Source organism: Pseudidiomarina atlantica, assembly GCF_000753735.1.
In the GTDB taxonomy this organism is placed as follows: Bacteria; Pseudomonadota; Gammaproteobacteria; order Enterobacterales; family Alteromonadaceae; genus Pseudidiomarina; species Pseudidiomarina atlantica.
Genome location: NZ_JPIN01000012.1, coordinates 187,230 through 200,942, shown reverse-complemented (window position 1 = coordinate 200,942; position 13,713 = coordinate 187,230). Strand labels below are relative to the sequence as shown.

General features: G+C 49.9%; 14 protein-coding genes. 4 read left to right on the top strand and 10 right to left on the bottom strand.

What is annotated here, in order from left to right; all coding sequences use genetic code 11:
* Positions 1-158 precede the first annotated feature (158 nt).
* Both IDAT_RS11310 and IDAT_RS13210 read right to left on the bottom strand, forming a co-directional pair.
* A complete protein-coding gene (locus tag IDAT_RS11310) occupies positions 159-602 on the bottom strand; it encodes a hypothetical protein (protein ID WP_034733686.1) in 444 nt (147 codons plus the stop codon).
* Between the two features lie 148 nt (positions 603-750).
* Positions 751-1,392, bottom strand: coding sequence for an RHS repeat-associated core domain-containing protein (locus IDAT_RS13210; protein ID WP_081909832.1), 642 nt, complete (start codon positions 1,390-1,392; stop codon positions 751-753).
* A 53-nt stretch (positions 1,393-1,445) separates the two neighbouring features.
* Here IDAT_RS13210 and IDAT_RS11300 point away from each other — a divergent pair, with 53 nt between their 5' ends.
* Entirely contained in the window at positions 1,446-2,360 is a 915-nt protein-coding gene (locus tag IDAT_RS11300) for an acyltransferase (RefSeq protein WP_034733683.1), read from the top strand.
* Here the strand turns inward: IDAT_RS11300 and IDAT_RS11295 are convergent.
* The 7 genes from IDAT_RS11295 to IDAT_RS11265 form a co-directional block, all read right to left on the bottom strand.
* On the bottom strand, positions 2,326-2,931 hold the full coding sequence (locus IDAT_RS11295) for a thiol:disulfide interchange protein DsbA/DsbL (RefSeq protein WP_034733682.1): 606 nt from the start codon (positions 2,929-2,931) through the stop codon (positions 2,326-2,328). The two genes, IDAT_RS11300 and IDAT_RS11295, sit on opposite strands and share 35 nt — an antisense overlap.
* A gap of 21 nt (positions 2,932-2,952) precedes the next feature.
* On the bottom strand, positions 2,953-3,966 hold the full coding sequence (locus IDAT_RS11290) for a serine/threonine protein kinase (RefSeq protein WP_034733681.1): 1,014 nt from the start codon (positions 3,964-3,966) through the stop codon (positions 2,953-2,955).
* Positions 3,959-5,374, bottom strand: a complete 1,416-nt coding sequence (gene ccoG / locus IDAT_RS11285; RefSeq protein ID WP_034733680.1) for a cytochrome c oxidase accessory protein CcoG — start codon at positions 5,372-5,374, stop codon at positions 3,959-3,961. Before ccoG ends, IDAT_RS11290 begins: the two co-directional genes overlap by 8 nt.
* Positions 5,375-5,473: 99 nt before the next feature.
* Entirely contained in the window at positions 5,474-6,712 is a 1,239-nt protein-coding gene (locus IDAT_RS11280) for a Zn-dependent hydrolase (protein ID WP_034733679.1), read from the bottom strand.
* 90 nt (positions 6,713-6,802) lie between these two features.
* A complete protein-coding gene (locus IDAT_RS11275; RefSeq protein ID WP_034733678.1) occupies positions 6,803-7,330 on the bottom strand; it encodes a GNAT family N-acetyltransferase in 528 nt (175 codons plus the stop codon).
* A 213-nt stretch (positions 7,331-7,543) separates the two neighbouring features.
* Positions 7,544-8,071: a carboxymuconolactone decarboxylase family protein gene (locus IDAT_RS11270; RefSeq protein ID WP_034733676.1), complete on the bottom strand. Its 528-nt coding sequence runs from the start codon at positions 8,069-8,071 to the stop codon at positions 7,544-7,546.
* 88 nt (positions 8,072-8,159) lie between these two features.
* Complete coding sequence (locus tag IDAT_RS11265) at positions 8,160-8,705, bottom strand: peroxiredoxin (protein ID WP_034733673.1); 546 nt, start codon at positions 8,703-8,705, stop codon at positions 8,160-8,162.
* 157 nt (positions 8,706-8,862) lie between these two features.
* On the opposite strand from IDAT_RS11265, the gene IDAT_RS11260 reads away from it, so the two are divergent.
* From IDAT_RS11260 to IDAT_RS11250, 3 genes are all read left to right on the top strand, one after another.
* Complete coding sequence (locus IDAT_RS11260) at positions 8,863-9,777, top strand: hydrogen peroxide-inducible genes activator (RefSeq protein WP_034733670.1); 915 nt, start codon at positions 8,863-8,865, stop codon at positions 9,775-9,777.
* A 74-nt stretch (positions 9,778-9,851) separates the two neighbouring features.
* Complete coding sequence (locus IDAT_RS11255; RefSeq protein ID WP_034733667.1) at positions 9,852-10,997, top strand: PQQ-dependent sugar dehydrogenase; 1,146 nt, start codon at positions 9,852-9,854, stop codon at positions 10,995-10,997.
* The gene (locus IDAT_RS11250) at positions 10,951-12,999 is read left to right on the top strand and encodes a TonB-dependent receptor family protein (protein WP_244441648.1); all 2,049 of its coding nucleotides are present in this window, start codon (positions 10,951-10,953) and stop codon (positions 12,997-12,999) included. Before IDAT_RS11255 ends, IDAT_RS11250 begins: the two co-directional genes overlap by 47 nt.
* Here the strand turns inward: IDAT_RS11250 and IDAT_RS11245 are convergent.
* Positions 12,983-13,660 (bottom strand): type 1 glutamine amidotransferase domain-containing protein, encoded by a 678-nt coding sequence (locus tag IDAT_RS11245; RefSeq protein WP_034733663.1) that lies wholly within the window; start codon positions 13,658-13,660, stop codon positions 12,983-12,985. The genes IDAT_RS11250 and IDAT_RS11245 overlap by 17 nt on opposite strands.
* Positions 13,661-13,713 lie beyond the last annotated feature (53 nt).

The following is a 13,713-nucleotide window of genomic DNA, read 5'->3' as shown; positions in this document are numbered from 1 at the left end:
AACCTTCAAAAGATTTTATTTGACCAAAACTCCCAAATCTATAGTGCTCAGTAGCCGCCGATGGGATCGGTTTGTTTGAAGCGCCGAAAATTGAGATTGTCTTAATCGTTGTAAGTTCGAGTCTACAACAAAGCTGCTCTTCGCCGAATATGGAAAAACTAGGAGCCATGATTTTTGTACGGTAAAAAGTCTGACGAATCTTTGCTAACAGCTTTGATGTAATTATTGAGTAATATTCTTTCGCTTTCAGAAATCTCTTTATAAGTTCCATGCGTTAAATCGAAGAGGCTCTCATGAGTACCTGCAACCTCTCTAACAACAACTCCAGCTTGATTTCTTTCGACAAAGTAAAACACATACTCGACACTCGTCGCTCTTCGTTTGATGGGCTGAAAGTCGTCGGTCAATATACTTAAATATTTAGTTGGTACAGAAGTTTTCGTTGAGTGAACAGACAGAATATAGTCATGCTTTAACTCTTCTAAGGGCGCAGGAAAAGGACTATGTGACCAGAAGCCTTTGTAATAGATTTCAACGGTTTCCAGCTCAGAGCTTGATGTAATAGCTAAGCTCAGCACAATCACTGCTAATAAGTTAATCACAAACCTCTCCTTCTGAGTGACTCGGCCTGCATGATGGTCCAGTTACTCGCTGAGTCTTAAACTTTATTTCCCGGTGAATCGACCGGCGCCCTTCACCTGTTTGCACATTTATCTCGTTCTCTCTACGAATTGTCTCCGCACCCTCTGCTCACGAAGACATATCTATTCCCTTGCGCTGGTTTTCAACATGGATTAATTCATGAGCGAAGCCAGTTGCAGGACTTTGCGTCCCTCCATCGAAAATAAAACCTGTATTTGGATCAAACTGAATTTTAGCATTATGTTCTCTCGAAGCTGGTGTCATAATTGTCTCATTGCCCAAAGAAATTTCGATTACGGGTGTTTTTGAACTTTCAGCATTTGTAAACAATTTTGCTGCAACAGAGGACTTTTTTGTCAAATAATCCCTTGCAACTTTGTATTGTTGTTCAGCTTCTTTATCAGCGAATACTACTGATGTACCTGTCGGATCTGTCCCATTAACTGGATCATTCCCCACATAAGCATACCAGTTCATGCCGTCTTGGTAGCCGATGGGGTCGGTTTGCATAAACCGGCCTAGCTTTGGATGGTAAACCCGTGCTTTGTAATAATAAAGCTCGGTGCCCGGAATAAGGATTTGTCCGGTGTAACGAAACCGTGCGCTGCTACTGTGCTTTGGATTGCCGTAAGCGTCGTACTGATGCGCCTGCAACAAGCTGCCGGTGCGGGTCATCTCAGCGATGAAGCTACCGCGCTCATCGGCCAGCAGGTAACGGCGTGCGCAACACTTAATAAGCAGCTTGAGCATGCACCAGCAATTTACGTATGATGGCGTTATCAATAATAAGAATGGACAAGTACATGCTGACGCTGCTTTTGGCACCTTTTCGGGTTCTGATTAATTTTACTTTTGGTGCGCTTGCTACGGCTATCATTGGCTTACTGGTGATTGTGGTGGGGTTGCCCAAGTTGATTTTACCGATACCGGTGGTGCAGCGGGGCTTATCGACGGTGGCGAACGCGTTGTTTCGGGTTTGGGGATACGCGATGTCGATGATGTTTCGGTTGACGCAACCGATGCACTGGCATATTCAGGGGGACGCACAATTGCATCGCGATCGGTGGTACATGATTTTATGTAACCACCGTAGTTGGGTGGATATTTTGGTGTTGATGCACTTAGCGTCGCGCAACATGCCGATGCCACGATTCTTCCTCAAGCAGCAACTGTTTTGGGTGCCGATTATTGGGCTCGGATGCTGGACGCTCGATATGCCGTTTATGAAGCGCTACAGTCGCGAGCAAATTGCACGCAAACCTCATTTGCAGGGACGTGACATTGCCACCACGCAGAAAAAATGTGCGAAGTTTCGGCATATTCCAACGACCGTGATTAATTTCTGTGAGGGTACGCGATTCACGCCTGAAAAACACCGCCGCAAACAGAGTTCATTTACGCATCTGTTACCGCCCAAGGCCGGGGGTACGGCATTTACGCTACAAACCATGGGCAATCAGTTTGACGCTATTTTGGACATCACTATTGTCTACCCAAGCGATAAACGCCCAGCGGTGTGGTTGTTGTTAAGTGGTCAGTTGCGCGATATCTACGTAAACGTTGAAACGATTCCGATGCAGCCGGAACTGATTGGCGATTACTTTAACGATGAGCGTTTCAAAGCGCACTTCCAGCACTGGCTGAACCAGCGCTGGGAGCACAAAGATAAGGTGATTGGCGAGCTTACTTCTCGAGCAAATAGCCAGCCGCGGCAATAAAGTCGTCGGCGAAGTTACTGCTGTCGGCAAAGCCTTGGGTCAACAACCGGTACTTGCCATTGATAATGAACGTTGGTGTTGAGTTGACGCCGTAGTTAGAGGCCTCGCGGTCCATTTTGTTGGCCATGCCGCGCACCGCAAAGCTGTTGATCATCTTTTTAAAGTCTTCTTCCGCAACGCCATTGGTTGCGAAAATTGCAGCGAAATCTTCCATGCTGCCAATCATGTTGCCTTGCGCAAAGTTGCGCTGAAAAATGGCCGCCGAGATCTCTTTTTCTTTATCAAGCTGCTGCGCCAATGCCCAGGCTTGGTTCATCATTGGCCCTTGGCCTTTGTAATTGATAAACGACACATGTTGTTTCTCAAAAGCTTCTGGGTATTGCTCAGCCATCGCTTGGGCAATTGGCTCGAAGCGGTAACACGCACCACAATAAAATGAGAAAAACTCAGTGATTTGTGGCTTGTCGGTGCCTTCTTCAGCGATCACTTCGTAGTGCACGCCTTCTTCGAACTGCTGGGCAGCCACTGGGAACATCATTAACGCCGCGAGGGCAAACAACCACTTTTTCATGTTCTGCTTCCTGTTTTCAAATCAGTAATTAAAATTCGGACGTAACTCTAACGGAGCTTCTTGCATGGCTGCAAGTTGTTCTTTCAAGGTCAACACTTGTTGCTCCCAATAGCGCTGCTCCGCGAACCACGGAAACGCGCGCTGAAATGCGCTGTCTTGCCAGCGCCGCGCTAACCATGCCATGTAGTGTAGGATACGAAATCCGCGCAAGGGTTCAATCAAAACCGTCTCATTGGCATCGAATTCACAAAATTCCTCGTAGCCGCTAACCAACGCATCGAGCTGCAACAAGCGTTGCTGGCGATCATCGCCAGCCAACAGCATCCACAAGTCTTGAATCGCCGGTCCAGTCATGGCGTCGTCGAAGTCGACAAAGGTCAGCTCATCGTCACGTAACAGCAGATTGCCCAAATGACAGTCGCCGTGCAAACGCTGCTGCGCAAAGCGACTTAAATCAACAGCCAATAGTTGTTCACTCAGAGGCTCCGCTATGGCCCAGAAAGCCTGTTGCAGGTTGTCTGGCAACAGCGGCGTTTGCTTGAGCGTCGCCAACGACTCATTAACCAGCCAGTCGGCACGTAATTGCTGTCGATGTTTGAACTCACCTTGTTGTGCCACCGCATGCAATCGGCCAATTTGTCGTCCGATACGCTCTAACTGGTCAAGATCGCCAGGTTCTACCGCGCGTCCGCCGACACTCGGAAACACGCTGAAGCGATACCAGTCATAGTGATGCAGGGTTTCACCCGCAAGCGCTAACGGTGCAACGGCAGGAACTTCCTCAGCCTGCAGTTCGGCAGTAAAGCTATGTTCTTCATGGATCTGCGCGTCAGACCAGCGCGCAGGGCGGTAAAACTTCGCCACATAGCGCTGCCGATCGTCGGTCATAAACTGGTACACGCGGTTTTCGTAACTATTTAACGCTAGTAAGCCAGAGCTTGGATCAACGCCAACACTCGCAAGCGCGTTGGCGATAAGGTCAGGAGTGAGGCCAGTGAAGCTAAAGTCACTGGCCGCTGTCGTCGAGTTATTCATAAAGGAAACTGGTTTCGTGTTGTTCAGTCACGCTACCATCAGTACTACTCACCACAAAGCGAATATCGTGTACACGCTCGGTTACTTCGTCAGGATACACTGCCAAAGTCACCGGCACCGTGGCCACTGCACCACCATCAATAGTCAGCTCGGTGGTGCCCATAAGCTCGGTTTGCCCGAACCCTTCGGCGCGAATGGTAAAGGTTTGCGGTAGTTGCGATTTGTTCAAAATCTTCAGCGTATAAACGTTCTGCACCCAGCCTTCCATGCTAATGCTGTAGAGCTGATTACGGTCGCGTAAGACGTCTACTTCTAATGGTTTGCGCGTCGAGATGTCCCAAATCAACAATGCAGTCATGGCGATCATGACGACAAAATAGCCAACCGCTTTAAACCGGAGTTTGTGGGTTTTGCCGCCCTCAAGGTTGCGCTCGGTGGTAAAGCGAATCAGCCCGCGCGGATAATTCATTTTATCCATCACGTCGTTACAGGCATCGACGCAAGCGCCACAGTTAATACACTCGTACTGCAGACCGTTGCGAATATCGATACCAGTCGGGCAGACCTGCACGCACATATTGCAGTCGATACAGTCGCCAAGACCTTTCTCTTTGTGGTCGGTCTTTTTCGAGCGCGGTCCACGTGGTTCTCCACGACCTGGATCGTAGGATACAGTGACCGTATCTTTGTCGAACATGGCAGATTGGAAACGCGCATACGGACACATGTGGGTACACATGATTTCGCGCATCCAACCGGCGTTGCCATAGGTACAGAAAGTAAAGAAGAAGACCGAGAACATGGCCCAAAAGCCAGCGTTAAAAGTCCAAAATTCAGTGAAAAGATCGCGAATGTCGGTGAAATAGCCGACAAATGTCATTGCCGTAAGCAACGCGACAATGATCCATGAAGTATGCTTGGCCGCTTTGCGCCAGAATTTGTCGAAATCCCAAGGGCGCTTATCTAACGCTATGCGCTTGTTACGCGGACCTTCGAACTTCTTCTCGAACCACATAAAAATAAACGTCCACGTGGTTTGCGGACACATAAAGCCGCACCAGACGCGACCGTACAATGTGGTGACAAAGAACAGAGCAAAGGCGGCGACAATCGAAATCCATGCGAGAATAGTCAAATCTTGCGGCCACAACGTCATGCCGAAAATACGAAAGCGTTGATTGCCAATGTCGAGCAGTACCGCTTGGTCACCATTCCACGTCAACCACGGAATTGCCGCAAATACGAAGAGTAGGAGAAAGCCGAACGAGCGGCGAAAGTACTCTAAAGTACCTTTCACATCGCGCACATAAATACGGTTACGTGGTGAGTAATCGTTGCTGCCTTTATCGGGGTTCGGCCGCTGGATCTTAACCTGATCCGCCGCCAAGACTTTAACCTTCTGTTCCATAACCGTACGTCGCCCTCAGCTATTTCCACAATTTCTAAAGGGATTATACGCTTCTTTTTTGACAAATATCAGTGCGCTAGATCAATCAAACTGTGCATTCTACTTGCCATTTTCGGGCAGTAGTGCCATTGCCGCATGTAGCAGTACATTTGCACCATTTTCCACATCGTGCCAGTGCGACCACTCATCCGGCGCGTGGCTAACACCATTAACCGAAGGAATGAAAATCAGCCCAGCTTCGGTAATTTCCGACAAAAATTGGGTATCATGACCAGCACCGCTCGGCATCCGCAAATAGCTATAACCCATCTGCTTCACTTGCGCCTCAATTTGATCGGTTAAGGCTTTCGAGCAAGGCTTCGGCGGCAGCCAACTCGACTGCTCGTACTCGAACATCAATCGATGCTTACGGGCAATCGCCGACAAGGTTTTGCGACAAGCGTTTGCGACTTCCTGCATCACTGCTTCGTCCATATCGCGACCGACAATGGTGAAAATGGCTTCACCGGGCACCGTATGCGGATATCCAGGCTTCAGCTCGACTTTACCCACGGTGATACGAGTCTTATCGGTGCCGTTCTCGGCAATAATCCGCTCAATTTCATGCGCAAAATCAGCGAGCCCCATAAATGCGTCACTGCGCATGTCCATTGGCGCCGTGCCCGCATGGTCGGCTTTACCTTTAAGATGCACTATCCATTTGAATACCCCAGAAATGCCATCGACCACGCCGATTTGCAGGTTTTCTTGGAACAGCACAGGACCCTGCTCAATATGCAGTTCTAAATAAGCTTTTAACTGTTCCGGACGCCACGCCGCATCTAATGCATCCATGGCGTTCAAGCCCTGTGCTGCCATGGCATCTTTCAAATACACGCCGTCGGCATCGTGTGCCGACAGCACCCAATCCGGGTTAAGTTTGCCGGCCATCGCTTGGGCGCCGAACATACCGCCAAAGCGGCCTTCTTCTTCGGCTGTGGCGACTCCCCACACAGGCGTATCGGTGTTCACATTATGGTCATCCATGGTCTGCAGCACTTCTAGCGCCGCCATCACACCGAGCGACCCATCAAAAATCCCGCCCGCAGGCACTGAATCAATATGCGAGCCCATTAAAATGGCAGGTTTATTCAGTTCACCACGGCCAAAAAACACGTTACCGGCACCATCCATAAAAGTGTCGTAGCCAGCCGCTTGCGCTTGTCTCTGCAACCAACGCCGTGCCTGCATATCGGCATCGCTAAAGCCCGGGCGATAAATGCCGCGGTCGTGTTCGTTGTAGCCGATTTTTGAAAGTTCGATGAGGTTTGCTTTGAGGCGTTCGCAATTGATCTGCATGAGACTCCTTTGGGCGTTATTCGTTATTCGTTATTCGTTATTCGTTATTCGTTATTCGTTATTCGTTATTCGTTATTCGTAAGGGAAAGCTTAGTTAGTGCTTGAAGATAGGGCAAGGTGGATGCGGTAGCGTTGGATAGTGGCATTGTGCGCTGCATCGTTGATTTCTGAGTGCAGTTGGCCGCCGTTGGCGGTGATTATCGCGGCAGATGCTGCGTTATTTTTTTCGCAGTGAATGTGTATTTCGCGCATACCGCGTTGCTGCGCTTGCTCTAACGTCAATTGCAACAAATGCTTACCGAGGCCTTTTCCGCGGTGACTGGGGCGAACACCTAAACCGATGTGACCGCCGGCGTGTTCAATTTGTGGCGTCAGATAATGTCGCAGGTTGCTCACACCAATGAGTTCTTCTTGGTCAATTAACCAATAAGTTGTGCTAGCTGCGTAGCCCTCAGGCAAGTACTGGCCTTGGCGGAAGGCTTCGATACGCGCCAGCATCGCACCGAAGTCGTGATGCTCAAAATCGAGCGGGAACGGATAGCGTTCTTCGTCGCCTAATTCGGCGATGTAAGTGCAATAGCTGGCTTGGTACTTTGCTGATGGCAGTATTAATTCCATAGGTTTCCCGACATGTCTTGAAACGAGAGTTTAACCCGTACTAGAAGTACGGGCTACCCGCCTTATCGATTAACGAATAACGAGTAACGAATAACCAAAAAAAAGCCCGGCGTGTAGCCGGGCTAAAGGGGTTATAACAACCAGATCTCAGGGAAGTCGATGGGTAATCTACCGTACGACTGTGACAAACATGTGACGTTTGCCGAATATTTTTTAACCGATTCGGCGGGCGGTTGCGGCAGCATTTAGCACGGCTGCCATTTTGATTGAATGTTGAATCACTTGTGCTGAAATATCGTGTTTCAACAACACACCGACGTGCGAGTCGATGCACATACCACAGCCGTTTAGTGCAGAAACAGCGAGTGAGTATAATTCGAAATCTGCTTTATCTACGCCTGGATTAGCCATGCCGTTCATGCGCAAGCCTGCTGGCATTTTGCTGAACTGTTTGTCGCTGCTCAGGTGCAAAAAGCGATAATAGACGTTGTTCATGGCCATTAACGTGGCAGCTAGTTTGGCTGCGCCAACAACGTTTTCTTCAATCTTACCTTCCGCTTCAGCGGTCACTGCTGCGGTCAGTTCATCGTCGCCAATTGAATATACAAGTGACAACGCGGTACCGTAAAACTGGGTCGGGGTCATACCAGAGGTCTCAACATTGCCGAAGATGCTCGACAAGTTCAGTTTGGTATCTTTACCGTGTTCGCCCAAGCCTTGTTTGTAATCTGCAATGCTCATAAATTCCTCGGTTTAACAGTCTGTTAAAAAAGTGCCGCCGAAGCGGCACTCAAAGTGACATCATTCAATGTGGGGGAAATGATGTCGCTTACAGGGTATCGCCACCCACTGCGCGGTTACATGGGCACAGTTCGTCCGTTTGTAAGCCGTCCAAAATACGCAGGATTTCTGCTGGGTTACGACCTACGTTCAAGTTGTTGACTGACACGTGTTGAATCACGCCGTGTGGGTCGACAACGAAAGTTGCGCGCAGTGCAACGTTTTCTGCTTTGTCACGTACACCTAAACCATCTACTAATGAACCGTTGTCAGCGAATGAGTACTGGTTCAAGCTTTTCAGGTCTGGGTGCTCACGACGCCATGCCAACTTTACGAATTCATTGTCGGTGCTGCCGCCTAATACGACTGCGTCACGGTCAGCGAATTCTTCGTTCAATTTCGCAAACTCAACAATTTCAGTTGGGCACACGAAAGTGAAATCTTTTGGATAGAAGAAAATGATTTTCCACTTACCAGCGAAGCTTTCGTTGGTGATGGTTTCAAACGCGCTTTCACCGTTTTCTTCTGGCATGTTGAAGCCTGGCTTCGCCGCTACTACAGAAAACTCTGGTAATTTATCGCCTACTGTTAACATAAACTCTCTCCTCATTAAGGTTTAACTGTGGAGGCTTCGTCGGTGCCTCCGCGGTACGAGAAGCATAATAGGTGGTTCGATTGATTTGTGAAAACGAATAAAACGGATTATAGTAATCGGAAAATGTGATTAAACCTTTTCCCAGTGTGGAGATGTGATGAGTAAGCTACCTAGTCTCAAAAATTTAAGTTATCTACTTGCGTTGCATGAGCACCAGAACTTCAACCGCGCGGCACAGGCCTGCCATGTGAGTCAGTCGACCTTGAGTAGCGGCATCCAAAATCTGGAAGAGCAACTGGGGTGCCAGCTCATTGAGCGCGACCATAAATCGTTTTTGTTTACCGGTATTGGTGAAGAAATCGTGCAGCAAGCGCGTAACATCATTACCGAAACTGAAGATCTGCTGCACTTTGCGCAAAGCCAAGGCAAAACCATGGAGGGCCCATTGCGCTTGGGCTGCATTCCAACGATCGCGCCCTTTTTGCTGGGTGACCTGACCAAATTTGTGCATCAGCACCACCCTTTGTTACACCTCCAGATCCGTGAAGACACCACCGCTACGCTGTTGAATCTGTTGCGCAATGGCGAACTGGACGTGTTGATTCTGGCGCTGCCGATGGATTTGCAAGGCAATCAGAGTTACATGCTGGGGCGTGACCCGTTTAAATTAGTCATGCACAAAACGCTTGCGGAAAACTTGAGTGAACCGGTTGAGTACAATCAGTTGCCTGACCAATCGATTTTCTTGCTCGAAAAAGAGCACTGTTTGACCGGTCATGCAGTGGCCGCCTGTGAGCTTGCTGACTCAAGCAAAATCAATCCGTTTACCGCCACCAGCCTTCACAGCTTGGTGCAAATGGCGGACGCTGGTCTCGGCGCGACCTTTATTCCACAAATGGCTGTTGACCGTGGCATTCTTAATGGGACTGATCTCGTCGCCCTGCAACCGAAAGGGCAGCAAGCGGCCCGCGATATCGGCTTAGTCTATCGCCCAACTACGAACCGCCGGCAGACGTTCCGCAAATTGGCGGAAATCATCGCGAATTTGTTACCTGAACGCACGTTGCAGTAAGTAAGTCGCAAAAAAGTCATCCAAATCCGAGTTTTGACTATATTAAGTAGACATTTTTCACAAGGAGCACTGTTATGTTGCACCACACTTTGAAAATCTCTCTCGTTGCCGCCGCTTGCGGTTTAGCTTTCGCCACAACTGCGAATGCTGAAGAAGTAACCACTGAGCGTCACCAAGCTGAAATCACCACCGTTGCTGAAGGGCTTAACTTTCCATGGGGCCTCGCCTTTCTACCTAACGGTGATGCACTGATCACAGAAAAGTCAGGAACCCTTCGTCGCGTGGGTACCGATGGTGTCATTAGCACTCCGATCAGCGGTGTTCCAGAAGTTGTTTATAAAAGCCAAGGTGGCCTGCTTGACGTCGCGCTCGATCCGAACTTTGCCGAAAATGAGTATGTTTATTTAAGCTATTCAGAAGCCGATCCTGCCGGTGGTCCGGGTAATAGTACCGCTGTTGCGCGTGGTAAGTTGGTTGGCAATAACCTGCAAGAGGTTGAAGTGATTTTCCGTGGCGCGCCAAAATATGAGAGTGGGGCACACTTTGGTTCGCGTCTCGTGTTCTCGCCAGAGGGTTATTTGTTTGTGACCTTAGGTGATCGTTATTCAGCCATGGATGATGCACAAACCCTTGATAATCACCACGGTAAAGTCGTGCGTATTTGGCCTGACGGCTCAGTACCAGAAGATAATCCTTTTGTCGGTCAAGATGATGCATTGCCGGAAATTTGGTCTTATGGCCACCGTAATGTGCAGGGCGCGGCGATTCATCCTGACACCGGCAAACTGTGGACCGTAGAGCATGGGCCAAAGGGTGGTGACGAAATCAATATTCCTGAGGCTGGTGCTAACTACGGCTGGCCGGTAGCCACCTACGGCGTTGATTACGATGGCAGTATCATCAGCGACAAAACCCATGTTGAAGGTACAGTGCAGCCGCATTATTACTGGGTGCCCTCAATTGCCACCTCAAACATGATTTTCTACACCGGAAGCGAATTCCCTGCGTGGCAAGGCGACTTACTCGTTGGCGCACTCAAAGGCTCGCAAGTGGCGCGTTTAGATCTTGAGGGCGACCGTGTAATGCACGAAGAGACTTTATTTGCTGAAGCGATTAGCGGTCGTATTCGCGATATTGAGCAAGGTCCTGACGGCGCAATTTACGTTATTACCGATGACCGCAACGGTCAGTTCATTCGCATCAGCAACGCCGACGATTAAGCCTATGTTACTCCCATCGCAGTTGGCGCTTGCCGTCATGGCAAGCGTCAGTATGGACGCTAATGTTGAACGCATTGAAATTACCGCGACACGAGATGTCGCGGCACGTTCAACACCCGCCGCAGTCACCAATCTCGACACCGACGCACAATTACCGGGACCACGCATTGATGCCGCAGAATTACTTGCTGGTATCGCCGGGGTCCAGAGCGATTCGCGCGCCAACTATGCCCAAGACACGCGCATCACTTTGCGCGGTTTCGGTGCACGCTCAGCCTTTGGGGTGCGCGGCGTGTTGTTGCGTCTTGACGGCGTACCGTTGAGCATGCCTGACGGACAAGCACAAACCTCGAGTATTTTGCTGGATGAAGCTGACAATGTGCAGGTGATCCGCGGACCTTTGGCAGCGATTTATGGCAATGCAGCTGGCGGTGTCATCCATTGGCGCAGCCGCACTCCAAACCAAACCGCGACACAAGTCGAGCTAATCGGTGGCGCCAATGACTTACGCCGTGCCTTCGTGCAGCAAGATTGGGTCGCCAGCGATCAAGCGCTACGTTTTGCTGCAGCTACGTTTAGTACCGACGGTCCACGGCCGCATAATAGTGCTGAGCGCCATCAGGTGGCAGCACGTTGGTATTCGCAGCTAACACCCGACACGCGGTTGGTGGTGCGTTTTGACAATAACAATGCACCGCTGTTGCAGGATCCTAGCTCGTTAACACCGACGGCGTGGCGTGAAGATCCAACGCAAACGGTTGAACGCGCATTTACCTTCAATACGCGTAAAAGCATTCATCACCAACAAGCATCGGCAAGTCTTGAGCACCAATTCGACAACGGTGCTGTTGACGTAACTGCATGGCGTGGTTGGCGCGATGTTGAGCAATATTTGCCATTTCCCGGCAGCGACCTGAACGGTGATGGTGCAGTGATTGATTTGCGCCGTGATTTCACCGGTCTTGATGCGAACTACCATGTTAGGTTAACCGCATTGCCTGACGTCACGTTCAGCTCAGGTCTGCAGCTCGCAGAACAAAATGACCGCCGCTTCGGCTACGTCAATGACTTTGGTGAGCGGGGCGAGGTGCGTCGCAATGATGATGGACAAGTGCAAACTCAATCGGCCTATGGTCTGGTGCAATGGCAGCTGGATGAACAGTGGCAGTTACTAAGTGGTGCGCGCTATCAACGCAGCGAGTTTGCCGTTGACGATTATTTTGTCATTCCTGAGAACCCCGACGACAGCGGTGCTGCCACTATGCAGCAGTGGAGCTGGATGCTCGGCGTCAGTTATGCACTGAGCGACTCGTGGTCGCTCTACGCTAGCCGTGGCAATGGCTTTGAAACGCCGACCTTGACTGAGCTTGCGTATCGCAATGGCGGTACCGGTTTAAATACTGACCTTGGCCCAGCGACCAACCAGCAATGGGAGATCGGGGCGAAATGGCAACTCGCGCAATGGCAGGGTGAATTGACTTACTTCCACATCGACACGGCAAATGAAATCGTCGTCGACCAAAACAACGATGGCCGCACGACTTATATCAATGCTGAACAAACGGCGCGCCGTGGGGTTGAGTTTGCCTTTCAAGGTGAGCTAAGTGAGCAATGGCTTTCGCGTTTCAGTGCCACTTATACCGATGCGACCTATAGTAACGGAGCACGCCTGCCAGGGGTTGCGAAACAACAAGCGTATTGGCAGTTACAGTGGTTACCAAGCGCACAACAGCGCGTGCAGTTGGTAAGCGAATATCGCGGTGAGGTTGCCGCTAACGATGCCAATGAAGTGTTTGCGCCCTCACATGTACTGTGGCACCTTGCATGGCAACAACAACTGCAGTGGGACCAATGGCAAATCGCACCGTGGCTAAAAATCCACAACCTTACCGATCGTGATTACGTCGGCTCGGTTGTGGTGAATCAGGGGAGTGGTCGCGCCTTTGAACCAGGTGTCGGGCGCGAACTACAAGCAGGCGTACGCTTTAACTTAGCTTGGTAAGTAATTCGCGCGCGACTTTCTCGGAAGATGCTGGGTTTTGGCCGGTGATTAACTGGCCATCGACCACTGCCAGTGGTGCCCAGTCATCGACTTTCTGGTAGTCGGCACCCAAACTTTTCAGCTTGTCTTCGAGTAAGAAAGGTACCACTTCAGTGAGTCCGACAGCCGCTTCTTCACTATTGGTGAAGCCACTAACTTTGCGGCCTTTCACTAAGCTTTCGCCGTGCTGATCTTTGGCATTCACTAACACTGCCGGAGCATGGCAGACTGCTGCTACAGGCTTACCTTGGCGCCAGAATTTTTCAATCAACTGCAACGACAATTCATTATTGACCAAGTCCCATAACGGACCATGGCCACCGGGATAGAAAATGGCATCGAAATCATCCGCATTGACTTCGGTCAGCTTTAACGTGGTAGCAAGCTGTCCCATAGCATCTTCATCTTCGTATAAACGCACCGTTGCGTTGGTTTGCGCATCAGCTTGTTCACTATTAGGGTCAATCGGAGGTTGACCACCGTTGGGCGATGCTAATGTAATCTCGGCGCCAGCATCTTTGAACAGATAATAAGGTGCTGCAAATTCTTCGGCCCAGAATCCGGTTTTATGTCCGCTATCACCTAATTGGTCGTGCGACGTCAAAACCATCAAAATTTTCATGGGCTTCCTCCTGTTATTTTGCGTGTGTATCTAGTTTAATGGTGATTCTTTTT